Genomic DNA, 23,849 nt, shown 5'->3' with positions numbered 1-23,849 from the left:
CCCAACCCCGTTAGCGGTTCTCCCCGTCCGATGCTGCCGCCGACCCTAATTGCCCACCTCCCCCGACGCCAACGCGACCAAATTCCCCTATCGTGTCCACTATGTCGGGGGAGCGCACATGACGATCGTCTCGTGGCAGTGGCCACTAGTCCTCTCCATCCCCCTGATCCGAGTCCTGGCCCCCGGCTGGTACCTCTTCCTCACGGTCCTGACCCTCGGCCTCCCCCTCTGGATAGCCTGCGCCCCACTCCTGATCACGGCCTCCATAGTCACCCCCGACCAGCACCACTACCTCCAACTAGCAGACCTCTGCCTCCTCATCGCCGCCTTCACCCTCCCCGACGGCGGCGACAACGCGGGCCACCACATCCCCGTGGTAACCCTGGTCAAGTTCGACCCCGAACTAGACGTAGAAAGCCCAATCGCCAAGGCCCTGATCACGATCGGCCTACTCGCCGTCCTCGGCTACATCGTCTCCCTCGCCGCCATCTGGATCTCTGTCAACGGAGTGTGGTGAATCGCTCGTGCTCTACTACCGCGCCGTCTACAAGGGCGACTACGAAAAGTCCCCACCCTTCACGATTTTCGTATCCACCGACAAATCCGACGACGCCCTCGTCTGGGCCCAACGAATCCAAATGTGGCAGTACGACCCCGGCCGAGTAATCCGCTTCACCTCCGACTTCCGCAACGACGACCGCTGGGAACTCGTAGACCGCCCCACCGCCGAAGCCTTCTCCCGCCGCCTGGCCGTACCTGGTTCCACAGCCAGCGAACTCCCCACCGAGGCGTGGATCGAATGGTTCTTCTCCTGGCAGGGCGATCCCCCCGACCACGAAGACATCTCCTGGAACGACGACTACTACGTCCGCGAGTGGAACCGCCTGCGCAACAACCCTCCACACCCCGACCTCTGAACCGAACCCCTGATCTTGAAAGCCATGGTCGTCGGATCTCGTCGGGACGCAGCGGAGCGCCGTATTACACTGCGCCGCAAAGCATGACGATGCGTCGACTAGGGGAATAACCGTGGAGGAACTTCATCGTCCAGGTAGGCCGACGGATCTGCCGGACGCTTGGGTGTTGTGGGCTCGGTGGGCGGCTCTAGCCGTGGCCGGGTATGACCGGGAGGCGGAGGGGCAGTCGGATCGAGCGGGGATCTGGCTCAATGACACCGGCCTGCACTGGGACGACAGCGGTTGCACCTGGTGGACGCTCGCCTGGCTGGGGGAGGGGCGTGCGGTGCTGTTCGGCGAGGATGAATCCAGTGATATCCGCTGGTACAACTACAAGTTCGAGCACCCGGTGATCGACATGCTCGCCGGCGCGCCCGACTGGCTGCCACGAGCGGACCTCGAGGAGATCGACGACATGCTCGGCTGCGTCTACTGGTGGGACAACGCCGCCTGGCACCGCGCCCCCTACCCCGACGACCTCACCGACGACGGCCTCGACTGCGGCATCTCCCGTTTCATCACCCGCGCCCACCTCGTCCACGACATGGCAGCGGACCTGGAAGTCCCCACCGCGTCCTTCCCCGAGGCCCTCGCCCTGTGCGATCGCTTCGTCCACCACGCCGAACACGGCACCCTGTCCGCGACGGTACTGACTGAATTCGTCACTGCAACAGTACATTCGACATCCAGCCCCACCTCGGAATCAGACCTCCACGCAATGCTCGCCCTCGCTCACCGCGCCGGCCTCGATACCCCACCCTGGAGTCAGACCCTCGCCCTCCAGCACCGACTCAGCCCCGCATGAGTCCGGCACAAGATCAACTGAGCAGGCAATGACGGCCCTGGCATGCTGTCTACATGTCAGAGGGTTTGAACGAGCGCTCCTCCTATGAAGGGCTGTTGGAACACAACCTTCAGCACCTAGGGAAGTTCAGATACGCCGAACCCGCTGACAACGGTGTCAGGAATCGCGGATACGACCTCGTGTTCTACGACCTTGATGAGCACGGCGTCACGTCCGTCACGACGAACGGCCTCCGATTCCAAGCCATCGACGCCCTCCTCCCCGAGGAACTCATCTGCACCCTGAGCATCGGCGAGGAAGGCTTCGCCCACCATCTTGTCGGTCTAGTGGCCAGCCGGATCATCCAGCGCCGCAAGGGCCTTGAATTCGGGGAGATCCTGGTGACCGAAACCCCGCTGATCGACGACACGCAAATCAGCGGAGTACTCGCAGCCACAAGCCCCTTCTTCGGCACCGACTTCGACTTCTTCTGCGGCTCCGGAGAACACCCTGTGCTGCAAACGATTACCCTCCTCCCGATCACCAGCCGTGAGGCGAAGTTCGTCGTGGAGAACAGCCCGGACGAACTCTGGGATGCGTGGAAGGCCAGCGCCGCAAACATATTGACCATCAACCGCCCCTCAACCATCTGACAAGATGCCCGTCCCGGCCGGAACGCCGGGGCCGGGTTCCCCCGGGTCAGTACTCCTGGAACCCTTGTTCCGGCCAGCTCCCGGTGTTCTTCTGCAGCATCGTGATTTTCGACATTGCCATCGCACAGTCGGTGGGGAACGCTCCGGGAATATTGGTTCGGTACCCGCGCGGCTGCTTGGTGATCGTCAGCCGATATTCCGCCGTCGGCTGCGGTGGCTGGGTCAGTGATTCGGTGGTCACCCGGTAGTCGAGTTCCGTCGCGGTCTCCGTGATCAGCTGGAACACAACCCGCCACTGGCGTGGAAAGACCTGTTGGGCCGGTAGTCGCTCTCCCGTCCGGATCGACTCGTCGTACATCTCACCCCAGGTTTTCCAAGATCTCGCAGCCCCGTAGCTCGTCACCACCCCCGTTCGCGCGTCCACGATGCAGCAGCCGCCCGTTCCCGGCGTCCGCATCGCGACGACCTGCTCCGCTGAGGTCAGCGGCATCCAGCAGACCCAAGCGAACTCGGTCTGGAAGATACCGATCTCCCGATCCTGCGGGTAGACGCGAGCCTCCCGCAGATATGCCGCAACCTGCTCCCGGGTGTGTAGCTCCTGCACGGGTGAAACCTCCGATTGGATCGCAGTGGCGGCCGGTCTGCGGGTGCGCAGGAGACCCCGTGCACCGCAGCCCGTATCGCAAGATCAGTCAGTGCACTTGGTGACCATGATCCGCCCCTGGCCCGGTGAACCGCCCGAGCTGCCGGAGGGCAGGAACGACTGCGAGCTCCGGGCGTACAACGCGTTTAACGCATTCTGTTCGGACTCGGCCCGGCTGGGCCCGCCGGCCCAGGCCCGCCAGTTGCTGGCGGGATTCACCGCGATGGAGCCGCACGACCCGTCCGAGAACTCCACCGCCACAATGCAATCGCTGCCGCACTGCACAATCGCCGCGTGATTCGCAGCAGCCTGCGTGGGAAAGTTCACCGCTGAGCCCCACACATCGCGGCTATTGACCGGCCCGATCGCGAGCGCCCCATAGATCGACCCATCCGGCCCCCGTTCCGCATTGGCGGTCGCCGCACTGAACGACGACACCAGCGCGGCAGACGCAACGACCGTCAACGCACCCTTGACCAGAACAGACTTCAAAAGAACTCCCCACACTTCAAGATCGGCCTCCGACTCCGGAGCCTCGCCGATCCTGGCCAAGGGAGCACCGAAATGTCCACCTATTTCAGCCGAGATCACACGCCCCGCTCAGTGCGACCACCTCGATTCCACTGGCTCTTCCGACTACGTCGGAAACTCGCCCAGCCAGCTCCGCTGCACGATATGCCGTGGCAGGTAGTCGGACTCGACATCGATGGACAGCCCGGCGTCATAGGCGAGGCAAGTCATGGCGAGCGGCCCCGCGGCGATCATGCCATCGCGATCATCCCGCCGGTCGTCGTGGTCGGAGTCCCAAAATGTGTCGTGTAGTTGAAGCGCTTGTGCCAAACCGTTGTTGAACTCCTCGTGTTGTTCGGCGAGGAATCGGTAGAACAGATCGATCGGCGGGTACAAAAGCTGGAGCATGAGATCAGGGGGCGCGTACCTGGCGTTGGCCGGGTCGGTGCCTTCGAATGCGGCCCGGAGTTTTGCTCCGATGTCAGAACCCTCCGACCAATACGTTTGCAGTGTGTCGACCCAGTGGTAGATGTACTCGTCGTAGACCGATCCCGACGTGCGCAATAGATCGATCGGTACGTCGCAAAGCATGTCGAGGCGCGCCTGGTCGCGCCCCATGATCGCGAAGAAGAACGCAGTCACCCAGTTACCCGCATCGGCGATACCGCGGGTCGCACCGGCCGGAAGCGTCAGAGTCCGGTCGGCATAACGAACTTCGATCATGCCGTCAGCCTTGCCGGCAATCGCGAAGATCGCTGAGGATGCTTGCATGACCTGGACGTAGGCTTGCCAGGTCTCAACCTTCCTGGCCGTCGGATCGATAGCGGAACGCAGCCCTGCCAGCCGCATCGACGCGTGGAGAATATCCTTGAAGCGCCGTGGATGCTTCTCTGCACGGGTGAGATGGTGCTCGATCCCGTGGGAGATACGCTCTTGCTCACCCTCCTGATCCAGGATCTCGAGGTGGTGTCTGGCAGCTGCCCTGGTGGTCATCTAGTTGTGTCTTCCTTCCCGTACGACCCGTCTCCCGAATACCGGAACGAGGGCGGTAAGCCGAGGGCCCGACGCGCGAACTCCTCCTCCCACAGCGCGAATGTCTTGCGCCACAAGGCCGTGATCGTCGCGATCTCCTCGTCGGTCATGGACCGTCGTCGCCGTCGGATCGGTGCGAAGATCTGCTCGATCTGCCGGTAGATCTCGAAAATCGGACCGTCACCCCGCAGATACCAGCGTCGCGCCTCCTCGGTCTCCCGCACGAAGCGCTCCTCGAAGAGCTGCGCGTAGTCGAGATCGGCTGCAGGCCTTAGGACCTCGGTGATGTCGTCGTGGGTGGCCGGCTCGAAGGTGCCGAGGTGGATATTCAATTTCCGGCCGATTTCGTCACCTTGCCAGCGTTCCTCCATGCGAATGGTGCCGTTGCGGAATCGGAAGTACGACGGTGACTGCCGCAACGAGATCGGGTGGAAAGGCTTCTCGGCCGCCAGCGTGTCGTCCAGCCACGCCAGCAACCAAGACCTGAACGCGGGATAGTCCGCAGACCGTGTCAGGGAGACTTGGTACTGCCCGTAGGTCAGCTTTCCGGTCTCGTCGATGTCGACTCCGACTGTCTCGGAACGCAATTGCGAAATCTCCAGCGCCCGCCCCAACGCCATCGCATCATGCTGCATCGTGCCCGGATAGAAGCTCTCGAACCACCGGTCCAGATGTGCCCGAAGCAACTGCCCCGCCGCCCGCGATCCCTCGAGTATCGTGTATTCCCTGGAGCTCGAGTTGATTTCATTCTCGGGGTGGAAGGTAACGTCCGCCGGCACGATCCGCAGGTGTAACCCGGCCCGCAACACCGTCTGTGCTGCGTCCACATCGAGCCGAATATTGTGCTCGGCCCGGCCGACCCCATCCAGATCCCCACCCATCTGCGTAACTACCAGCCGTCCAGCGCAATCGGGAATCTCCCTCACGACATCCGCAAGGTTCGACATCGGCCCGAGACCCAGCCACCGCACCCACCCCTCGGCCCGCGTCAACACCCACCGCACCGCCCCCACCACATCTCCGCCAGGCAACACCACATCCTCGGGCACGAGCCCGTCCGCAGCCCAATACTTCTCATTCCCCAAGTCCCGCCCCGCCACCACCGGCACATCGGACCGCCCAAGCAGATCCAACAGATGCCGAGCCAGCCGAGCCCGCCGATCCCCATGCTCATCACTGGTAAGAACCAACGCCAACTCCGGCCTCCGCGCTGCAACCACCAGTGCGACAGCATCATCCGGATCACCCCCGACATCGGTATCCACAATCAGCAACGTCTCCCGAAGCTCCGCCGCCGACGGCCCCACCGACTTCCCGCCCTCGGCCATAGGCCCTCCCGCCCCTCGCGTCCTTGCCCCGACGGTACCGACCCCCACCTCCGCCGGCACTCCCATTTCGACCAGCCAGCCCGGGGTTGCTCTGGCTCGATACTCATCTGCTCGTTACGGCAAACCATCGGCCGAATAGCGGAACGAAGGCGGCTCACCAGCGGCACGACGGGCGAATTCCTGCTCCCACATGCCAAATGTCTTCCGGCGCAACGCACGCAGCATCTCGACCTCATCTGCGGTGAGCGGCCGCCGCTCGCGCCGAGCGGTGTCCAGCACCCGATCAATCTGCCCGTAGATCTCGAAAATCGGCCCTTCGCCCCACAGGTAGCTGCTTCGAGCGTCCTCGGTCTCCGCGATGAACTCGTCTTCGGTGAGCTCTGCGAAATCCAGATCGGCTCCGGGCTGGAAAACATCGTTGATGTCAGCCCGGGTAGCCGGTTCGAAAGCCCCGGTATCAATATTGAGCTTCCGGCCGACCACCTGAGCCGGAGCAGGCTCTTCGAGCCGGATGGTCTTGTTGCGGAACCGGAAGTACGACGGCGATTGCCACAGCATCAGCGAACTTGCTCTAGACCGGTCTGGAACCAGTCCGGGATGAATCCGCCACTGCGGGGATGGATTTCAAGCTCTTCATGAAAGGCTGTCCGCCCGGGGCGTTGATCACCCCAGCCCGCGTCTTCGTGCCAGAAGTACGAGATATCAACAGTATTTGAGGATCTCAGCACGAGATCCATGCTCAACCAGGCTCCCCGCTCCGGTCGGTACATGTTGTGACGCAGCTGTTCAAGCAACTGAACAGCCTCACCCGGAGGCCGCCATAGACACCCGGCGTTGTCCCTGTTCCACACCATGGCGGGCGCTTGGCTGACGCTGCCTAGCGCGCGGTACTTCTGTACCAATCGCTTCCAGTCGGATGGAAGGTGAGTCCTGAGCAAACTGACCAGACGCTCGATAGTTTCACGATCGTCGAAGGCGCGAAGGTCTTCATGGCTCGACACTGGACACCTCGCAGTAGATCCCGACCGGCTTCAACTCCGTCGTCGTTCTGGACACTGTGTATCCCCCGAACGATCTGAGCAGGAACGCTGCCCAGCGTACTGGCCCAACCGCGGTACTGGATCGTGAAGTGTCGCGGCTATCTCTGCCCCCATCCCGGGTCTGTCGGGTCATATCGATCATGCCGGGCGTCGAGAGTCGGTGGCGTCGGACCCTGTTGAGCTGCACGGTGATTCGGCGTCTGTCGTATGCGATGCTGTGCGAGGACGTACGGGCAGGTTTGGGGTGCTATGGACGCGGAGGACACGGGTTGGGGCCGGTAGCGGATGACGAATCGCGCCGGTATCGCGCAGAACTACTCACCGAAGGGAACCGGCTGCGCAAGATCTACCGGCAACGCGATTTGACACCGGAAACCAGGGAAGCGTCTGTGCGAGGCGGCGAGATCCTTGAACGGTATCTGGAGTGGTTGCCGGAGATCCCGGTGGCTCGCAGCCCATTCAGCGATGAACTCATCAAGTGGCCGATCGACAATGTCGACCTCGATGGCTGGTTCTGGAACTGGTCCAACCCGGCCCGCCGCGGTAGATCGAAGGTTTTCGGCGGCTGGCTGGCCATGGGCGGCGCGATGCGCCTGTCCGAACCGCTGTCCCCGATGCCCTTCGATTTCTGCCTCCCCGGTCCTGCCGTCCCATACGTCGTTCCTCATATTCTGGAGCTGCCCGGAACCCGCGCGGTCGTTACCGAGGTTCCCATCGGCCACCACATCGGATGGACAACCACCTACTTCACAACTCACCGTCCGCGCCGAACTCCGCTGGAAGATCTGTGGGGCACACAGAAATACGACCTCTATGACGATTCCGGCAACTGGCGAGCCTGGAGCGAACACATGCTCACCGGGAGCGAATACGACTTCGACCTTCGCCCCTGGCTGGACTCCGGCAAACTGCTCTGGATAGCACCTGATGACGCGAACTGCACGCTGCGATCCGGCCCGACCGATTGCCCTTACCTCGACCTACCCGGCGAGCGGCGCGTGCAGATGATCAAGAACGGCACGATCAGATTGGCCTGATTCCAGGGGATCGCGTGGCGGCTACTCCGGCCCGTAGAGCAGCTGGAGCGCCTCCTTGACTCGATCCATAGTCGGTTCTACGGCTGTGTAGTCGCTGCGCCGGACATGCTCTAGGAAGTCGGTCTCGATCGGTATGTCGTGCTCGTACATGTAGTAGGCGATACTCACCGGCCAGATCCATATCCCATCCGTGCGATAGAAGATCGGAACGACTCGCCCCCGGTTAGGATCGACGTTGTCGATGCTCTTCCTCCCGGTTCCCAGGACGATCCCGCCGCCTTTCAGGAATCGTTCGATACGAGGTCGCTCATCTGGATCGGACACGGAAGTGCGGCTCGCCGAAAGTATCGGGCGCCCAGCCTCATCCAAGCCATCGAAAACATTCGCGAGATTCACGGCTCAATCCCCGCCCTCAGTCAATCAGCCCCAGCAGTCCGCACAGTAGACGTCGACAAATTGCGATACCTCCTGGGGTGAGGCTTACGAAGCATTAGCGGGTGTCGTCGCCGGAGTAGTGGAACGAGGGCGGTTCGCCGGCGGCACGACGAGTGAACTCCTGCTCCCACATATTGAATGTCTTCTGACGCAGAGCGGCGATGGTCTCGCGTTCCTCGGAAGTCATCGGCCGGCGGAGGTGATTCCCGGGCCGGCGATATCGACAGTCAACCCCCCGAATTCCCCGAGAAATCGCTCCACCGCTGCGTTCCACCGGAACCCGCCGCGCTCGACCGTCTCCTTCCATGCACTGGTGTCGACCTGCCTACCGGGCCACCATCCGGAAGCACGAAGTACGCGTTCAGTCTCGCTCGTGAGCTGTGTCATAGTCAGTTCCCATCGTCGGTGATGAATTCCAGCGAATAGTGCTCTCGCAGAGGCCTACAGCTACCACACGGTGTGGGATCCAACCCGGCGTCGAGTGCTGCAGATATGCACTGAGGAAGTCCGCACGCGCCATGACCGCGCTCACGCTCCGCGACAGGCATGTTCTTCGGGATCTGCGCTACGTTCACCGGCGTTGAAGACGCGATCGGAGGTGCTGTGCAACTGGTCGATGTGTTCTGTTCTTTGTAGAACTCCTCGAATTCAGCCACGGCGTCCGAACCTGGTGTTGTGGCGACAGCCGGTGCGTCGAGTTCGGGGTTGTTGTGGAGATCCCGTGGTGGCGGAAGCTCGTTGCGCTGGTGTATCAGTCGTGCTGCGACCTCCGGTTTCGGGGTGTGGGATGCTGGGGTCAGTTCGACACAGAAGGGGACCCGACGTGCGGCTGGGCCATGCCAGTGAGGATGAGCTGCGGAGCAGCTTCGATCGGGTGCTGGCGTTTGTTCTGGAGGGCAGGGGTGTACCCAGCGATACCGGGCTGGATGATGAGACGGAGGCGGCCCTGTGGGCGGTCGCCCGAGCTCATCCGAACGCTTCCGCGGATCTGGTCGAAGCCGCTCGCCGCGCCTTCGCCGGACTGTTGGACGGTAGCAATACCGCCCGCTGGCGGGCAGCGCGAGACCGCAGGTTCGCCGAGCGTGAAGCGGGGTCCGCACGCCGCTACCGGGATGAGCTACTGGCTGAAGGCAACCGGCTGAATCAGCTTCACCGGGAACTTGGTACAACACCCGAAGGCAGCCAGGCCTTTTCGCAGAGCGGTGCAGTCCGTAAGAAGTACATCGACTGGCTCCCGGAACTGCCCGTCGCGCGCAGCCCCTTCACCGATGAGCTCGTCACTTGGCCGATCGACAACGTCGACCTGGATGGCTGGTACTGGAATTGGCGAAATCCGATCCGCCGCCGCAAGTCGACCGTCCCGTCGGACTGGCTGTGCATGGGTGGCGCGATGCGGTTGACCGAGCCTCTGACCGCGATGCCGTTCGACTTCTGCATGCCGGGCCCTGACGTCCCCTATGTCGTCCCGAGATTGCTGGAGCTACCCGAGACCCGAGCTGTCATTTCCCAGGTGCCGGTAGGCCCTCACATCGGATGGGCAATTACCTACTTCACCACTGGTCGCCCCAGTCGATTCCCACTGGAAAATACCTGGGGTGCACAGGAATATGACGTCTATGACAATTCTGGCCATTGGCGAGCCTGGGGTGAACACGCCCAAACGCCCCGTGACTACTCTTTCGAACTTCGTCCCTGGCTGGAATCGGGAAAGCTGCTGTGGATTGTTCCGGGCGATCCGGCCCTCACCCTCCGTTCCGGTACCGCAGATTGCCCCTACCTGGATCTTCCCGGCCAACGGCGCATGCAGATGATCAATAACGGCACGATCCGGCTATGGGGAAAGCCCTCCTCGGATGTACCGGAGCAGCGTTCCACCGAGGACAAGTTGCGGGAAAGCTTCGACTTCATGCTGTCACGCATCCTGGCGGGCAACGGTTTCCTGACCGGTTCCAGCCTGGACGAGGAGACCAAGACGGCTCTGCGAGCGATCGCCCGCGCCTACCCGGCCGTCACCGATGAACTCGTCGCCGCCGCCCGTAAAGCCTTCTCCGGCCAGCTGGATGGAAGCAACGCCGAGCGCTGGCGCAGGGAGCGCGACCGCAGGCTCACCGAGCTCGACGAGCAGGTGAAACGCTCGCAGTAAACACAATCGACTCTCGGCTCAGAAGTAGTTCGCGATCGCGGTGTCGAACTTGGCGTCGGCCACGTCGATACCCCCGTGGGGCCGATAGTTTCGGCCCCGCACGTGCTCCAGAAACGCGGCTGGAATCGCCAGCGCGTAGGTCTCCAGATAGTGAATCGAATCCATTCGCCAGATCCACTCGCCGTCCGAAACCAGCGAGGGCCCGCTGCGGATGGTCCGGGTGGTGTCGAGCAGATCAGTGACATCCCCGGCCACATCGAACACCGGCGTCCCGGCTTTCATGTACTCCGCTACCAGTTTTCGGTCCTCGATCGGCCAACTTGTATAGGAGTCGCGCAGCGCCGGCAACTCCTCCCGCACCTTTCGGTACATCTCGCGATAGATCCCGACGGGCTTCAGTCCACCCGCCGACGGCGTCTCTGCCACTCTGTAACCCCCGATTCGGTCTGACGCTGGATGTCGTCAGGGTACCGGTCGGTCGGCCTTCTTGCCTCTGCGCCGGACCATCCTCAGTTCGGCAAGGAATGCTCGAGGGCGTAGCGCGGCAAGTAGTGCCGGAAGAATTCCGATACGTCCCCTGGAATCGGGCGTATGGCTGACAACGAGTAGGTGAGGACATAGCCCGATCTCTTGGGTGCTCCCCTCCAGAAGCTGTATTCCGGCGCGTTGCCGTCGATCAAGTCCTGGTACAGGTCGCGGATCCGGAGGAAATTGAGCAACTCGTCCAGACCCCATCCGGCGATGACATCCCCGGGGCGCTCCGGCAGAAAGGCAGGACGTCCACCGCTGTTGCCGCGCAGTGGTTTTCCCTGCGACAGGGCGAGCGCCTGGTCGAAGTCCAGGAAATGGATCGGTCCGGCTGTCTCGGCGAAGACCCAGCGATCGAATCGCAGGCTTTCGTAGATGTCGCCGCTCGGGACAGTCGCGAGATGCCGTGTATAACCGAGCCCCGTCCGCATCGTGTCATGTGGCAGCCCGTCTTCACCTCGGGCCGTAACGAGGTGCTCTGTTCCGCAGATCCAGTTCAACAACTCGGTCCGGAACTTCGGCCCGAACTCGGAGGCGCGGACACAGGACCAGTGGTAGCAGCCGTGGAAGAACATCGGGTCGTCGCTCCAAGGGGCCAGCACCTTGTGCCCGGGCCGCAGAGATTCCGCCCAGCCTTCGACCTCGAGAACGTACCGCCCGCAGAACTGGCAGGCGTGCGGCGAGTCGAACGCCGTGAGGTTCGCGACGACACTCAGTCCCGCTACGCGGCAGGCGATTTCGGTCAGGCATTGCCAGGGATCGAGATCGGTGTCGAGCACGGCGTCTATCGTCAGCGACCACTGCTGCGCATCCACACGCGAGAACGTCATCACCATCCGCGTGATACCGCTGTTCGGCTGGAGTTCGGCGCGTTCTCCCAGAACAGTATTCGCGGGCTCGCCGGAAGAATTGACGGCGACGAGCCCGAGATTGCGTCGGAGTCGATCAAGGCGATCGGGGGTCAGGTCCCCGCGCAGATCCAATTCGAGGCGGCGTTTCAGCGGTTGCCGGCCCGGTGTGCTTGTCGGCGAATCAGCTTGGTGCGGGAGAGGGCTCATTGTCTGTCGATTCCCAGCCGCGGCAGGTCGAGGTCACGGTTTCCGAGGCTCGAGTTCCAGGCCCGATACACCAGGCGCGTCGGGCTGGAGACGTGAAAGACATCCCGCAGCCCGGTCACTGCCATGGCTGCCAGCGCCCGGTAGATATCGGTGGTTATCGGCCAGGGCAATTCGACCCACCAGTTGTAGTGATCGGTCTGGTCCGGGCGATGCCAGCCGGCGGCCGAGGCGAGCAGGGCTCCCGGCATATTCGGCTCGGCGCCTTCGTCGAGGTCCCCAGCCGCGCCCAATTCGGCCACCAACTTGTCCTCGTACTGTGCGAATTGGGCCAACCCGAGTTCAGTGTCCACCCGTGTCTCGATGACAACGAGCGCGCCCGCGGGGAGCTCGGCCAACTGCTCGGCGAGTCCGGCCTCGAAGCGATCCCAGCTGGTCACAGCAAACCCTGCTCGTCAAGTGCGGAAACCCGATCCTCGAGGTCGAGAGCCGAATTGGTGAAGAGATAAAGCGAAACACAGCTGGCGAGATCGCGGAGTCGCAGTGTGGTTTCCGTTCCGGCCCAACGGATTTCGGCGTCCTCCCCGGGGATCCTCAGGGTGGGTGGGCCGAGGGCGCTGATGATCGCGGAGGTCATATTGGCAAACGCGTCGCGAACATGTCCGCGGCCATTCGAGTCGTCGTCGGCGTAATCCGTGACCCGGATGCTGATGTCGTCGGCTGTTTCGGATCGGCCTGACACACTGCCGGTGCGAGGTCCGAGCTCGGTGCCCACCGAAACCGAATACTGATAGGTCGTTCCGATGGTCCAGCCGAAATCCACAGCCAGTGCGGGCACATCCGCGAGCTGCCAAGACCAGTCGAGGGACCGCAGCCTGAGGGCCAGCTCGGCTACGTCGGGCCCAGCCAGCGCACGCCATTCCGTCATGTGATCACCCTAGCCTCAGTGTTCTTCGTCGAATGCGATCGGTGACATCACAGCTCACGTGCGAGGCCGCGCGCGCGTTCTTCTATCTGCCGAGTCATCGTCCGCTGGGCGACCTCCGTCTCCCGCGCCAAAGCAGCGGCACGAGCTGTCTGAGCCTGACCGAGGCTCAGCGCGTAACTGGCCTGCACGGCTTCCAACGACACTCCACGTTCCAAGTCCCTGGCCGCCTGTGCGAGCCGCCAGGCCTCCGACTTCACCGACACCTCGACCTCGCGTCCATGCTGCTCGAAGACCAGCGCCTGTTTCTCCGGGGCGGATCGGATCGGATTCTGCTCTCGGCAGAGCTGGTACGTCCGCGCATCGAAATCCCGCGCAGATCGGACCGGGATATGCAGACCTGTCTCGGGGCCGAATAGTCGATTGTGCTCTTGCCGCTGCATCTCCCGGGTGAGTGGGTCGAGCGCCGGCGTGATCTGGCCGCGGCGGTTGTCCTCGAATTCCCTGGTCACCTCCTGCGCCAGGTGTTGGCCGAGCTCCAGCCGCTCCAGTTCTTTTACCTCGCACGCGCGTTCGGCCTCCACTGCCCGCTGTAGCCCTTCGTGCGCTTCCTCAACGCGTGCCAGGTTCGGCTGCTTGCCTTGCTCGTAGGAGAGCTCAATCTCGCGCGCGACTTCCAGAGCCTTTTCCTGCGCTCTGGAGCGTGCCTCGACTTCCACGGCACGTGCCGCCTCGGTGCGCTCCACGCTCTGGCGCACGACTTCCCGACGTAATGACTCCTCTGTCTTGTCGAGGGTGTGTGCATGTTCCCGGTCGAGCGCCTCCTGGGCCAGCTGGCGGTGATTGTCACTCAACTCCATCGCCTCGAGTGCCCGTACGTCACTTGCTCGTTCGTACTCGCCAACCTTCTGCACGCGCTCGAAGGCATCCCGCACACCACTCAACTCGGGAGTCGGACGCCCTTCAACCCTGGCGGTCTCGATGTCCCGGGCCAGATTGAGATGGTGCTGAATGAATTTGGCGCGATCCTTGGGCGAGACTTCTCGCGCGTTGATTGTCTCGGCGACGCTCCGGTCGACGAGTTCGCGTTCGAGTACCTGAACCTGTGCGCTGAGCACGCTGTTCCGCTGCTCCAGGTCCAACACGAGCAATTCCTTGGTCGCACCCCCCTCCGGGCCGGAACCGAGATCGGCCACCGTCGCCATTCGGCTGTCGAGTTCGAGTTGCTGTACGCGATCCAGGGCATTCCGCGCGTCGGTGAGGCTCTTGCTCACCTGGGCCAGGTCGCTGTGCTCTTCCATGGCTCGCACAACGTTGCCCAAGGCGTCCTGAGTGAGCATGAATTGTTGTGCCGCGGTGATACTCCGGCCCTCGCGTGCGGTACCGAGTGCCGATTCGACAATTTCCCGTTGCGCGGGAGTCAGGCGTTCGAGTATCTCGGTGCGCTCCCTTTCGATCGCTTGGACGATCTCCAATTCTCTTTGTTTGGCCAGTTCCAGCACGGGCGTCCGAACCCGTGTGATACCGGCGATGTTATCGATCTCCATGGCGATTCCGTCGCGTTCCAGGCTGTATGTTGTGACGGAAACAGAGTAGGTTGTGTTACCGTCCCTGTCTTTCGCGAGATCGGCATGAACCTTCTCGACCTTGTATACGAGCGTGCCGTCTTGGAATGCCTGCAGCATTTCGTCTCGGGCTTTGAGTACTTTCTCGATTTCAGGTGTCATTACGATCCCGCGAGCCTTCAAACTCTCTGGGGTGTCTTCCATTAGGAGCCTGAAGTTCTTCTCGACCTCCAATGTCCGCTTGGTGTATTCCGGTGTGCATTGTCGTGCGCGACCCACATCGGTATCCGCGTGGCCCAGTTCGGACCCGACGCCCTTGCACTCGATCGCCGTGAGCGTCGGTGGTTTGCCGCCCGCGGCCGGGTCGAATACCGGTATGTCGAAGGTGTCCCTGCCGTCGACGAACCGTCCGGGGGATTCCAGGACGACACCGTTGGGGTGAAGATTCCGATCGTTGGCGCGCGCTGTTCCCGCAGTATCACCCATTTTCTTGGATGTTTCGACCATCTCCGGGCCGAGGCTGTGGTATATGGCGGCGTTTGTCTTCAGTTCCTTTAGACGTGCAAGCTTTGCGTCCTTATCGGGGCCCTCGGGCATGCGTTCGGCCTTTGCCTCGAGTTCCGTGAACTTTTTTTCTGCTTTCTTGCCGGAGAGGTCGTTTATGTGTTCGATATCGAATTCTTTCATATGTCCGCGGACTATATTTGCGGCCGGATCCCGCTTATCCTGCTGGCGGCTGCGAAGTTCGGCATTCGCCTGGAGTTGCTTCTGGGCCTCCGAATCTGTCACCTCGTAAGGTTCGGGTTTTCCAATGGGTGTGGTCTCGTATAGTACGGGCTCATCGCGATTCGATAGATGGTCTTCGATCCAGCCAAAACCTTTGGGTGTCGGACCGTGAAGACTGAAATCCTTGGCCCGGAAGGTGCCTGCCGGGTCGGTCTTATGGTGCAGTCGACCATCCGCATGCGGGCCGTCGAGGGTGCGATAAGTTTCCTCTCGGTCCGTCGGGAGATGTAGTAGCTTGTCCTTGCCGAGAATCAAATTGCCCGCATTGGGGGGCAATTTGGTATATGTCTCCGGCTGCGCCGGCGGTGGCCTTTCCTTATCGGTCGGATTTCGATACAGCTCTGCCGGTTTTACCTGCGATGGCTCCGCGCGCGGCGGAGCGACGCCGTGGTCTCCCGGCCCGATCTCTCGGGCAACCTGGTTGGTTTCCGACACGGTAGGTGCAGCGGTCGAATCCGCGGCTGGTTCCACGTGCGATCGGTCGACTTCTTGAGCCTTGCCGCTCTGGGCGGTCGCTTGCAGGTCTCGGCTCTGCCTCGTGGCGGGGTCCCGATCGGTATGAGATCGAGGGTCAGCTGGCTCCAGCTGTGTGCGGTTATTCGGATGGGCGTCGTGGCGGACGGCATTGACGTCCGCGTGATACCTGCCCGCGGGAGTCTGTGTACTCCATTCCGACTCCGGTATGCGGTGCTCGCCCCGTCCTCGCTTCGACTCCCACCGTGTGGGTTGCTCATTGCCCTCTGCCGGAACTTCGAAGCCCTCGACGGGGACCACGAATCCTTGCCGATCGACAGGGCCGCCTTCAGGAAATTCTTCGGAGGACAGCACACCGTTGTCATCGAAGAGTCTGACATGGCCATCGCTGCTGACGACGGCTTCGACATGCGAGGTGGTCTTGTACAGCACATCGAGGTGCATGCTCTCCTCGGACGGCACACCCGCCTCGGCATGTGCGTGCACGATGAATTCGTAACCATCGCGCAGACTTTCGGGAATCGTGCTGGTCGTCTCGGTTCCGCGGAAGAGCCGTAGCTCCCCGTCCGGGCCCTGGACGATCGCGTACTCGACACCCGAATGCTGTTGTAGTTCGGCCAGATGCGCGACATTGACTTCCCCGGGCTGGATCTCGATGTGCTCGGCGACCGCCAGCCGCGCGTCGAGCTCCTGCGCTTCGGGTGAGAGCGCGGGCGGATCGGCACCGTGCTCGTCTGTTTTGTCGACGCCGGACTCCTGGTCCAGGTGGGAACTCTGTTCGTCGCCGAGGATGTCCCAGTCTGCCCGCAACTGTCCGTTGTCCGTCGGAAGGTTCTTGTCGGTCCGGCCCGGCTTGTGGACAGTGGGCTCCGGTGTGGTGCCGTCCGCCTCGGCGGGATGGAAGGTGCGCCATTCCGCCGTGTCGTGGATGGCTGCGGGGGAATCGGGGACGGCGCGGACGCCGACCAGGTCGGAGGGGGCGCGGACGGGAACACACAACTCGTTGGCGATGTGCTGGGCCCAGCCGATGTCGTTGCCGCTGTGGCAGGACAGGAGGCGGATGGGGGTGCCGTCGACGTAGTTGGGGTTGTTGCGGATGGCTTCGGCGACCTGGTGGGGGTCGAGTTCGAAACCCCCGTCGGCGGTGGGCTTTCCGAAGCGGTCGCCGTGAACGATGACATCGTGCTCGCCCTCGTTGCGGACATTGTCGAAGGCACGCTGGCCTTCGGGCGAATTGCCGAGCGCGGTGCGGTCGGTGCCATGACGGACCGGAGGTTCTTCGGGAATGTGCGGGTCGGCACTCGGTGCGCTGCCAGGATCGTTTGGATGTGCCTCGTGATCGACGTTATCCGTGGGCTTCTCGTGGGTAGCGGCGCGTTTGGGTAGCTGCTCGCTTTTGGGCGGCTCGACGTGCGACTCCGGTTGCTGCTGGCCGGATGGCTTCGCGGGCGGCTCCAGGTGCGCATGGGAGCGATCGTCGGCGGTAGGGAGCAGATCCTTGTGGCCGGTCTCGACATACTTCGCGACCATTTCATTGTGCTGCCGGAACAAGTTCCATGCAGTTGGCCCTGCTACAGGGTCACGAAGGCCCAGCTTGTCGACGAGGTCACCGAATTTCACACGTAGACCAGGTAATTCGGGTGCACGGTGAGGATTGTGGTAGGCCCGCATCAGATCATTGATGTGCTGCTGAACTTCGTCGAAACGTCCCTGCAAATGCGGCGTCAGCGTTGGGGGCCGATCCGGATCGATCGGGGTGTGCGACTCCGGCGGCAGTAGGGCGGGTCCGTATTCCTTGAGGTATTCGGCCAGCTTCGAATCGTGTTCGTGAAGGCGCTGCCACGCGTCCGCCTCGGATTCGGGCGACCGTAGGCCCAGACGGTCGTATTGCTCCGCGAGTTCCGCACGGAGCGTGGGTAGTTCGGCGGCACGCGCTGGGTTGTTGAACGCTGCGACGACGTCCTTGGTTTGCCCCCGTAGATCATTGAAGGCGCTGCCCAACTGCTCGGGCGATAAGGGCTGCTGTTGGGCAGGTTCTTCGGGTTTCGTGATCGGCTGGTCGGGGCGATGCGGTTCGTGAACTCTGGCGATGGTGTCGTGAGGTATTCGTGTGAATCCTGTAGAGGCGACGCTGTGTGCATTGGCACTGTCCAGCAGATGCCAGTACAGCACCTTGGCCGGTTCGGTGGCCGCCTCACCATTGAGTTCCACATCCGCGAACGCCTCCGCCAGCGCCTCGTCGCCATTCAGCCGGTTCTCGCTGAAGCTGTAGCCGCTCAGCTGGTCGAGCCATTGGTCGAATGCCGCCTTGTCCATCCCGCCGCGGCTGTTGGCGAAGTAGGTTTCCAGCACCTTTTCGGCGGTTGCGGCGGCGTGCTGCTGCCCTTCGGCGACGATGGCGTGGCCGTATTCGTGGATGATGGTCGCGTGGATCGGGCGGTTGTCCGAACCTGCCACGAAGTGACCGGCCGCCGTGTCTTGCGCCACTTCGCCGGCCATCTTGTCGGGCGAGAGGACGTGGGTCTCGTTCAGAATCACCTGTTGGGTGCTCACCGGTCCACTCGTGGGGCCGCCCACATCAGTGGCCGCCAAGTACTCCTCGGGGAGTTTCTCGATGACGATCCTGGGGATGTTCACGTCCGGATACCGCGACTTCATATCCGCTATGGCACGGGCGAATTCGCGCACGACCTCCGGGTGCAGTTCCGTCGCACCGAAATCTGCATCGATCCCATAGAGGTCCTTGAGCCTGCTCGCAATGTCCTCGGCAGTCAGATTGGACCAGGTGTCCGCGGTGTCGGGTGCCCAGTCGACAGCGGCGGAATGATCAGGTGCCGAAGGGGTTTCAGTGAGAAGGGGCTCGCCGGAATGCGTCTCGACATGCGCACCTGATGGCGACGCGGATGCCTGCGCGAACAGTCGCGAGTGATTGTCCGAACCGTGATTCGCCTCGGCGGGAACTGGTTCCGAGGTCGGCACGGACAGGTGCTGTTCGGGCCCGGCGGGCCGGGTGGTCGCATCGCCGGGGGCCCGGAATCCGGTCGGTTCCGTGCTGTGTGCGGCGGCGTTGTCCAGCAAGTGCTGGTAGAGCACCTTTGCCGGTTCGGTGGCAGCCGCGCCATTGGCTTCCACGTCCGCGAACGCCTCGGCCACCGCTTCGAGAGGCCTCAGTCGGCCGTCATTCCTGAAGCTGTAGCCGCTGAGTTGATTGAGCCAGCTTTCGAACGCATCCCTGCCCTGCCCCGGCCGGGTTGACTCGAAATAGTTCTCCAACGCGGCTTCAGCGGTTGCCGACGCATGATTCTGGCCTTCGTTGTCCAGGACATGCCCGAACTCGTGCACGAAGGTGGCGTGGATCGGGCGTCCGCTGTCGTTCGGTACCAGGAAGCCTTCGGCTTGGACTCCCGCGATGAGGCGGGCCATCTCCTCGGGCTCGCGGAGATGGACTTCGTTGATCACGACCCAGTCGTTGTACACCCGGCCGTTGACGGAGTGAGGAAAAGTTTGGCCGAGCACGCCCTCTTCCATCGGCTCGATCGAGACATGAGGAAGTTTCGCGTCCGGGTAGCGGGTCAACATTTCGTCGACGGCGCGAGCGAGTTCACGCACGGCCTCCGGATGCAGGCCGGGGATGTCGAAGCCGATCGCCTCGACGCCGTGGGTGCGTTTCAGCTCGTCGACGATCTGCTCGGGACTCATCGCCGACCACTTGTCATTCAGGTGCGCATGCCAATCCACGGACGTGGGCTGCACTTCACCGGTCGGACTGTCGACGGGGTCCGGCGATTCCGGGCTGTAATGCTGCGGATCTGCGGAATGGCCGTTGTCCCCAAGGGGATTCGTGGCGCGGGTGGCATCCTCGCGCAGGTTCTTGCCCAGCTTCACCGCTTCCTCGGCGGAATGCACAACAGGTGCGCTCGAAGGGTGGTATTCCCGTTCCGGCTGCCGGTCGTGTGGGTTCAGCTCGTTGCGTAACTCCTGGCGGAGCTCGGCCAATTGGTGTGCGGGAGCGTCGATACGCGCAAGGACGGGGTCGATTTCTTTTCCGCGGTCGATGAACATCATCGGTTGTCGGTGCCCGTCGATCTCGACGTCGATCGGAGTGCGGAAAGTATCGTCCAGCCAGCCGCGATACTCGGCATGCTCGAAATCGGGATCCTCGGCCAGTTCGGCGACTCTGTCCCGAATTTCGGAGATATCGGAATCGATGCGCTGGCGTAGGTCGTTCTCGAACCGGGCTCTCTCGGCCGGCGTCGCGTCGGGCTTGTCTGCGAAATGAGCGCGGGACTGTTCTTCCACGGCCTGCAGCCGCTGTTCGTGAACCGCGGTCAACTCGGACTCGATGTGCCACGGGGTCAGCTCGCGATCAATGGTATCCAAATCCATGGCAGCCCAGGCGAGTTCGGGTTGCTCGTCGGGCCGGAACCGCACCAGCGGTGTGTTGTCGCTGCCTGCCGGAGTCGGGTCGTACTGATGCTCTCGGACGATGCTCTCGAAATTGCGGACACGCTGATACTCGTTCGGCGGTTCCCAATAGACGTGCGGGCCGTGCTGGATTCCGGCGTCGCGTTCGACGAGCGCCTGGCGGTGGAACAATTCTTCTTCCGGCGTGAGGCGGGTGCCGTCCGCGTGCCGGATGTCGAAGAGATCATGGTCTCCCGTGACCTCCCTCCACCTGTCCCCGAACCATCCTTCGATGACACCGTCGTCGCGGACCTGGAACAGACCCTGATCGATCAGCTCCTCCATATGGTCCTGGTACTTCTCGAAGTCCTTGATCCGCTTGGCGAGCCGGTCCTCCAGTTTGGCGTAATGCTCGTCGGAAACCGTGCCGCGCTCCGGGAGGCTCAGCTGGTCCGGGCTGAATCGACCGACCAGACCTTTGGATTCGGCAGGCGCGCCGAGCTCGACGTCGAGGTCATTGATCGTCTTGTCCTTGATCGACATCGGCTTCGGCATTGCCCCGTCCTTCAAGTGCTGGACGGCATCGGGATTGGTCGATCGAACCTCGATGATCAGGCTGTTCTCATCGGCGTACGCCTGGATCTTCTGCTGGTTCTCCTCGGGAATGCCCAACTCCGACTCGATTTCGTGTGGAGTGAGCGGCGTGGGTTCCGGCAGTGAGTGCTGTGCTTGTTGCTCGGAGTCGTGTGGGTGCGGAGCGTGTTCATCCGACAGGATCTCGGTCAGTTCGTGGGAGATCGCACGGGCGACATCCTCGGTGCGGGCGCGATCGGAGACGGTGATGTGATAGTCGGGTTCGTCCGGGGTGCGCTCTTCGGGGGTGCGTTCGTTGGGCTTGAATTCCGCCACCACATCGGGATGGCTCACCGGGCCGACTCCGACCTCGACCTTGAGCTCACGGCCGGTCAGGTCGTCGCGAAGAACGAACTGTCCGCTCTCCGGATCCCAACGGACAGAGGGAGTTGCGGTGTCCGGGTGGGTGGGGAGGATGCCGTCGAGTTTGTCGCCGATCTCGTGCAGCAGTGCGTCGTGGGTGAGGTTGGGTTGTCCCTCCGGTCGGGCCTCCCCGCGGAAATCGCCAATCGGGCCCAGAGCTTGGCGTGGGCCCGCTTCGCCAGTGCGGGCGGGGGCGGACCGAGGAGTTTCGGCCACCGGCTCGGTGTAGAGCATCGGGCCTACGAACTGGTCCGAGGCGGGGTCGGCGGCGTTCCGGTCCTTGTCCGCTTCGCTGTCTTTCGAAATCTCTTCCGGCGCACGGGCAGCCGGGTCCTTGCGGGCGTTCGGATCGCCCGATCGGGTGCGATCGGTGAGGGTGTCCGTACGTGATGCCTGGTCCGGGGATGGTTGCCGGGCGGGCGCGCCGCCATCGGTCTTCTGGTCGGGGCGCGCCGGTGCGGCGTCGGGTGTGGACGGTGCGTCGGCTTGTGCCGGCGTGCGCTGGCCCGCAGGTGTTGCGTCCGAGTTCGGGGAGGCGACGTCGGTGGCGGGCTTGATGCCCTCTCGCACCTCGGTGACGTGCTGCTGCGCTGGCGGAGTGGCGGTCTCGGCGACGACCGGCCGCACTTCGGCCGGCGGGACAACAGGCTTGACCTCGGGTGTCCGCCCGGCCGGGACCTGCGCGGGCGTATCTTTCGCCCCCGCAGGGAAACTCGCCTTCTGATCGCCGGGCGGCGTGCCCGACCCACGAGCCGAGGCGTCCTCCGCCGGCCTGACGCCCGCGCCGTCCTTCAGCGCATTCGCCTCCTGCGCACCGAGCGGCCGCGCCCCGCTTTCCGCGGGCTTCGCGCCATCGCCAGCGGGTTTCGCACCCTCGGCATTGGACCGGTTCGCGCCGTCTCCGGCGGGTTTCGCCCCTTCGGCATTGGCACGGTTCGCGTCACCACCACCTCGGTGGCCGTCCGCGTTCGACGGATTAGCCCGCTGCTCTGCTCCATTCGCAGCACCGTTGGCCGAGGCTCGGCCATTCGCAGGCGGATTCGAATGTCCTCCGTTGTTCTGCTGGCCGGTATCGCCTGCCGGTTTCTGGTTGATCTGCTCGGCGGGCGTCTTCTGATGGCCCGCGTCAAACGATTGCGGGCTCACGACCTTGGCGGTGGCGGGTGAGCCCGCACCCGACTGCCCCCCACCGGAATTGAGCGCCTCGAGCTTCTGCATCTCCTCGGCGTGCGCCTTCAACCCGTGTGCGCCGCCGCCCATGGCACCCATGGCCAGACCGCCGGCGATCAGCTGCCCGCTGGGGACGTAGTCGACCTTCGTGAAATCCCAGTGGTGGTCGGACGCCGAGGTGCCGATCCCCGCGACATACATGCCGGCCGCGCCGGCAAGTCCACCCCCGGTGCCGACTACGAGTCCACCCATCCTCTTCGACAGCAGCTGCTCGGACGGGGCCAACTGGGGATTCATCAGCTTGCGACCCAAGCCCTCGCCGGCCATCCCACCGGTCACACCGCCCGCGCCCCACTGGATACCGGTCTGGAAGGTCTGCTTCAGATTGAAGCCGTCGTCGCGATGCCCCTCCATGATTTGGCCGATCTGGGTGGCGGCATCCAGGCCCGTGCCCATGATCGTTCCGTGCGTGAAGCCCTTCAGCGCCGCGACCGGGTAGCGGACCCGTGCTCCGCTCTTGGCGATGGTCTGATTCAGCGCCTCCCACTTCTCGTAGGTCTCCGGAGACCACTTTTGGACCAGCCGCCCACGCCATGTAGGAGCCTTCTTGGTGGCATCCTCGGCGGCTTTCTTGGCAGCCTGCTCGGTGGTCTTCTCGGCAGCGTCTTCAGCGGCTTTCTTGCTTGCTTGCTCCGCTGCGTCCTCGGTGGCCTTCTTGGCGGCTTGTTCGGCAGCGTCTTTGGCAGCTTGGTCTGCGGCGTCCTTAGTGGCTTGCTCGGCAGCGTCTTTGGCGGCTTGCTGGGCGGCTTTCTTAGCGGCCTGTTCGGCGGCATCTTCCGCGATCGGTGCGAGTTCCCGGGCCAGCGGTTCTGCTGCGTCCTTCAGGGCCGCCATCGCCATACGGTCGCCGATGCGCTGCGCCATCTCCGCTGCGAATTCGGCGAGCCCTTTCCGGGCTGCCGCGAGTAGAGCGGGGACCGCAAGGGAACCGTATTGGGAAACGATGAGCGCGTAGACGGAATACAGCGTCATGAGCGCGAAGATCTCCGACTGGATCTTTGCGAACTCGATGTCCGTTGCGGTGGATCGCGCATCGTGGCCGAGGTTGTTCAGTGTCTCGACCAGCTTCGGGATCGAGTGAACATCGTTGGTGTCGAAGAGTTTTGCGAACTCGGCGGCCGCAGCCGTCGCACCGTCGCCCTCGTAATACTGCGGGACCTTGTCGGTGGTGCTCTTGACCGACGGCTCGAGCTTCTCGAGCTCCGCGGCCGCATGCTTCAACGCGTCACCGAGCGCGAAGAGTTGGTCCTCGTCGCCCTTCGGGTATGCAGCTCCGAAGTTGAGCCACTTCATCAGCCATCCGGGGAGGAAGTCCCCACCGGCGG

At 63.2% G+C, this 23,849-nt stretch carries 20 protein-coding genes; 6 read left to right on the top strand and 14 right to left on the bottom strand.

The window, feature by feature from the left end; translation table 11 throughout:
* The first annotated feature begins 118 nt into the window (after window positions 1-118).
* The 4 genes from ACFXHA_RS06945 to ACFXHA_RS06930 all read left to right on the top strand — a co-directional run bounded on the left by ACFXHA_RS06945 (window position 119) and on the right by ACFXHA_RS06930 (window position 2,393).
* Entirely contained in the window at window positions 119-517 is a 399-nt protein-coding gene (locus tag ACFXHA_RS06945) for a hypothetical protein (RefSeq protein WP_379353833.1), read from the top strand.
* A 7-nt stretch (window positions 518-524) separates the two neighbouring features.
* A complete protein-coding gene (locus tag ACFXHA_RS06940) occupies window positions 525-917 on the top strand; it encodes a hypothetical protein (RefSeq protein WP_379353831.1) in 393 nt (130 codons plus the stop codon).
* Between the two features lie 193 nt (window positions 918-1,110).
* Window positions 1,111-1,761 carry a hypothetical protein gene (locus tag ACFXHA_RS06935; protein ID WP_379353830.1) on the top strand — a complete coding sequence of 217 codons (651 nt, stop codon included), beginning with the start codon at window positions 1,111-1,113 and terminating at the stop codon, window positions 1,759-1,761.
* 53 nt (window positions 1,762-1,814) lie between these two features.
* Entirely contained in the window at window positions 1,815-2,393 is a 579-nt protein-coding gene (locus ACFXHA_RS06930) for a suppressor of fused domain protein (RefSeq protein WP_379353828.1), read from the top strand.
* A gap of 46 nt (window positions 2,394-2,439) precedes the next feature.
* Here ACFXHA_RS06930 and ACFXHA_RS06925 read toward each other — a convergent pair whose 3' ends face one another.
* The 6 genes from ACFXHA_RS06925 to ACFXHA_RS06900 form a co-directional block, all read right to left on the bottom strand.
* Window positions 2,440-2,997 (bottom strand): hypothetical protein, encoded by a 558-nt coding sequence (locus ACFXHA_RS06925; RefSeq protein ID WP_379353826.1) that lies wholly within the window; start codon window positions 2,995-2,997, stop codon window positions 2,440-2,442.
* 84 nt (window positions 2,998-3,081) lie between these two features.
* The gene (locus ACFXHA_RS06920; RefSeq protein WP_379353824.1) at window positions 3,082-3,588 is read right to left on the bottom strand and encodes a DUF4189 domain-containing protein; all 507 of its coding nucleotides are present in this window, start codon (window positions 3,586-3,588) and stop codon (window positions 3,082-3,084) included.
* Between the two features lie 84 nt (window positions 3,589-3,672).
* Entirely contained in the window at window positions 3,673-4,539 is an 867-nt protein-coding gene (locus ACFXHA_RS06915) for an immunity 49 family protein (protein ID WP_379353822.1), read from the bottom strand.
* Window positions 4,536-5,906 carry a nucleoside hydrolase gene (locus ACFXHA_RS06910; protein WP_379353820.1) on the bottom strand — a complete coding sequence of 457 codons (1,371 nt, stop codon included), beginning with the start codon at window positions 5,904-5,906 and terminating at the stop codon, window positions 4,536-4,538. Before ACFXHA_RS06910 ends, ACFXHA_RS06915 begins: the two co-directional genes overlap by 4 nt.
* A 114-nt stretch (window positions 5,907-6,020) precedes the next feature.
* Window positions 6,021-6,464, bottom strand: coding sequence for a hypothetical protein (locus tag ACFXHA_RS06905; RefSeq protein ID WP_379353818.1), 444 nt, complete (start codon window positions 6,462-6,464; stop codon window positions 6,021-6,023).
* Window positions 6,464-6,907, bottom strand: a complete 444-nt coding sequence (locus tag ACFXHA_RS06900; protein ID WP_379353816.1) for a hypothetical protein — start codon at window positions 6,905-6,907, stop codon at window positions 6,464-6,466. Before ACFXHA_RS06900 ends, ACFXHA_RS06905 begins: the two co-directional genes overlap by 1 nt.
* Window positions 6,908-7,134: 227 nt before the next feature.
* On the opposite strand from ACFXHA_RS06900, the gene ACFXHA_RS06895 reads away from it, so the two are divergent.
* Window positions 7,135-7,983 carry a hypothetical protein gene (locus tag ACFXHA_RS06895; RefSeq protein ID WP_379353814.1) on the top strand — a complete coding sequence of 283 codons (849 nt, stop codon included), beginning with the start codon at window positions 7,135-7,137 and terminating at the stop codon, window positions 7,981-7,983.
* Window positions 7,984-8,004: 21 nt separating this feature from the next.
* Here the strand turns inward: ACFXHA_RS06895 and ACFXHA_RS06890 are convergent, their stop codons facing one another.
* The 3 genes from ACFXHA_RS06890 to ACFXHA_RS06880 all read right to left on the bottom strand — a co-directional run bounded on the left by ACFXHA_RS06890 (window position 8,005) and on the right by ACFXHA_RS06880 (window position 8,805).
* A complete protein-coding gene (locus tag ACFXHA_RS06890; protein WP_379353812.1) occupies window positions 8,005-8,379 on the bottom strand; it encodes a hypothetical protein in 375 nt (124 codons plus the stop codon).
* 94 nt (window positions 8,380-8,473) lie between these two features.
* Window positions 8,474-8,605, bottom strand: coding sequence for a hypothetical protein (locus tag ACFXHA_RS06885; protein WP_379353811.1), 132 nt, complete (start codon window positions 8,603-8,605; stop codon window positions 8,474-8,476).
* Window positions 8,602-8,805 carry an SUKH-3 domain-containing protein gene (locus ACFXHA_RS06880; RefSeq protein WP_379353809.1) on the bottom strand — a complete coding sequence of 68 codons (204 nt, stop codon included), beginning with the start codon at window positions 8,803-8,805 and terminating at the stop codon, window positions 8,602-8,604. Before ACFXHA_RS06880 ends, ACFXHA_RS06885 begins: the two co-directional genes overlap by 4 nt.
* 436 nt (window positions 8,806-9,241) lie before the next feature.
* Here ACFXHA_RS06880 and ACFXHA_RS06875 point away from each other — a divergent pair, with 436 nt between their 5' ends.
* Entirely contained in the window at window positions 9,242-10,561 is a 1,320-nt protein-coding gene (locus tag ACFXHA_RS06875) for a hypothetical protein (RefSeq protein ID WP_379353807.1), read from the top strand.
* A gap of 18 nt (window positions 10,562-10,579) precedes the next feature.
* Here the strand turns inward: ACFXHA_RS06875 and ACFXHA_RS06870 are convergent, their stop codons facing one another.
* The 5 genes from ACFXHA_RS06870 to ACFXHA_RS06850 all read right to left on the bottom strand — a co-directional run bounded on the left by ACFXHA_RS06870 (window position 10,580) and on the right by ACFXHA_RS06850 (window position 23,817).
* Entirely contained in the window at window positions 10,580-10,987 is a 408-nt protein-coding gene (locus tag ACFXHA_RS06870; RefSeq protein WP_379353805.1) for a hypothetical protein, read from the bottom strand.
* An 83-nt stretch (window positions 10,988-11,070) separates the two neighbouring features.
* Complete coding sequence (locus tag ACFXHA_RS06865; protein WP_379353803.1) at window positions 11,071-12,147, bottom strand: hypothetical protein; 1,077 nt, start codon at window positions 12,145-12,147, stop codon at window positions 11,071-11,073.
* Window positions 12,144-12,584 (bottom strand): hypothetical protein, encoded by a 441-nt coding sequence (locus tag ACFXHA_RS06860; protein WP_379353801.1) that lies wholly within the window; start codon window positions 12,582-12,584, stop codon window positions 12,144-12,146. Before ACFXHA_RS06860 ends, ACFXHA_RS06865 begins: the two co-directional genes overlap by 4 nt.
* Window positions 12,581-13,072, bottom strand: a complete 492-nt coding sequence (locus ACFXHA_RS06855) for a DUF6301 family protein (protein ID WP_379353799.1) — start codon at window positions 13,070-13,072, stop codon at window positions 12,581-12,583. Before ACFXHA_RS06855 ends, ACFXHA_RS06860 begins: the two co-directional genes overlap by 4 nt.
* Before the next feature lie 47 nt (window positions 13,073-13,119).
* Window positions 13,120-23,817 carry a hypothetical protein gene (locus tag ACFXHA_RS06850; protein WP_379353797.1) on the bottom strand — a complete coding sequence of 3,566 codons (10,698 nt, stop codon included), beginning with the start codon at window positions 23,815-23,817 and terminating at the stop codon, window positions 13,120-13,122.
* Between the last annotated feature and the right edge of the window lie 32 nt (window positions 23,818-23,849).

Source organism: Nocardia sp. NPDC059240 (genome assembly GCF_042753865.1).
In the GTDB taxonomy this organism is placed as follows: domain Bacteria; phylum Actinomycetota; class Actinomycetes; order Mycobacteriales; family Mycobacteriaceae; genus Nocardia.
This window is presented reverse-complemented; position numbering and strand designations above follow the sequence as displayed.

Coding starts and splice junctions, on each gene's coding strand:
- ACFXHA_RS06880 (WP_379353809.1), bottom strand. CDS start 8,805: ATGACACAGCTCACGAGCGAGACTGAACGCGTACTTCGTGCTTCCGGA.
- ACFXHA_RS06945 (WP_379353833.1), top strand. CDS start 119: ATGACGATCGTCTCGTGGCAGTGGCCACTAGTCCTCTCCATCCCCCTG.
- ACFXHA_RS06850 (WP_379353797.1), bottom strand. CDS start 23,817: ATGAAGTGGCTCAACTTCGGAGCTGCATACCCGAAGGGCGACGAGGAC.
- ACFXHA_RS06865 (WP_379353803.1), bottom strand. CDS start 12,147: ATGAGCCCTCTCCCGCACCAAGCTGATTCGCCGACAAGCACACCGGGC.
- ACFXHA_RS06905 (WP_379353818.1), bottom strand. CDS start 6,464: ATGCTGTGGCAATCGCCGTCGTACTTCCGGTTCCGCAACAAGACCATC.
- ACFXHA_RS06855 (WP_379353799.1), bottom strand. CDS start 13,072: ATGACGGAATGGCGTGCGCTGGCTGGGCCCGACGTAGCCGAGCTGGCC.
- ACFXHA_RS06930 (WP_379353828.1), top strand. CDS start 1,815: ATGTCAGAGGGTTTGAACGAGCGCTCCTCCTATGAAGGGCTGTTGGAA.
- ACFXHA_RS06885 (WP_379353811.1), bottom strand. CDS start 8,605: ATGACTTCCGAGGAACGCGAGACCATCGCCGCTCTGCGTCAGAAGACA.
- ACFXHA_RS06910 (WP_379353820.1), bottom strand. CDS start 5,906: ATGGCCGAGGGCGGGAAGTCGGTGGGGCCGTCGGCGGCGGAGCTTCGG.
- ACFXHA_RS06915 (WP_379353822.1), bottom strand. CDS start 4,539: ATGACCACCAGGGCAGCTGCCAGACACCACCTCGAGATCCTGGATCAG.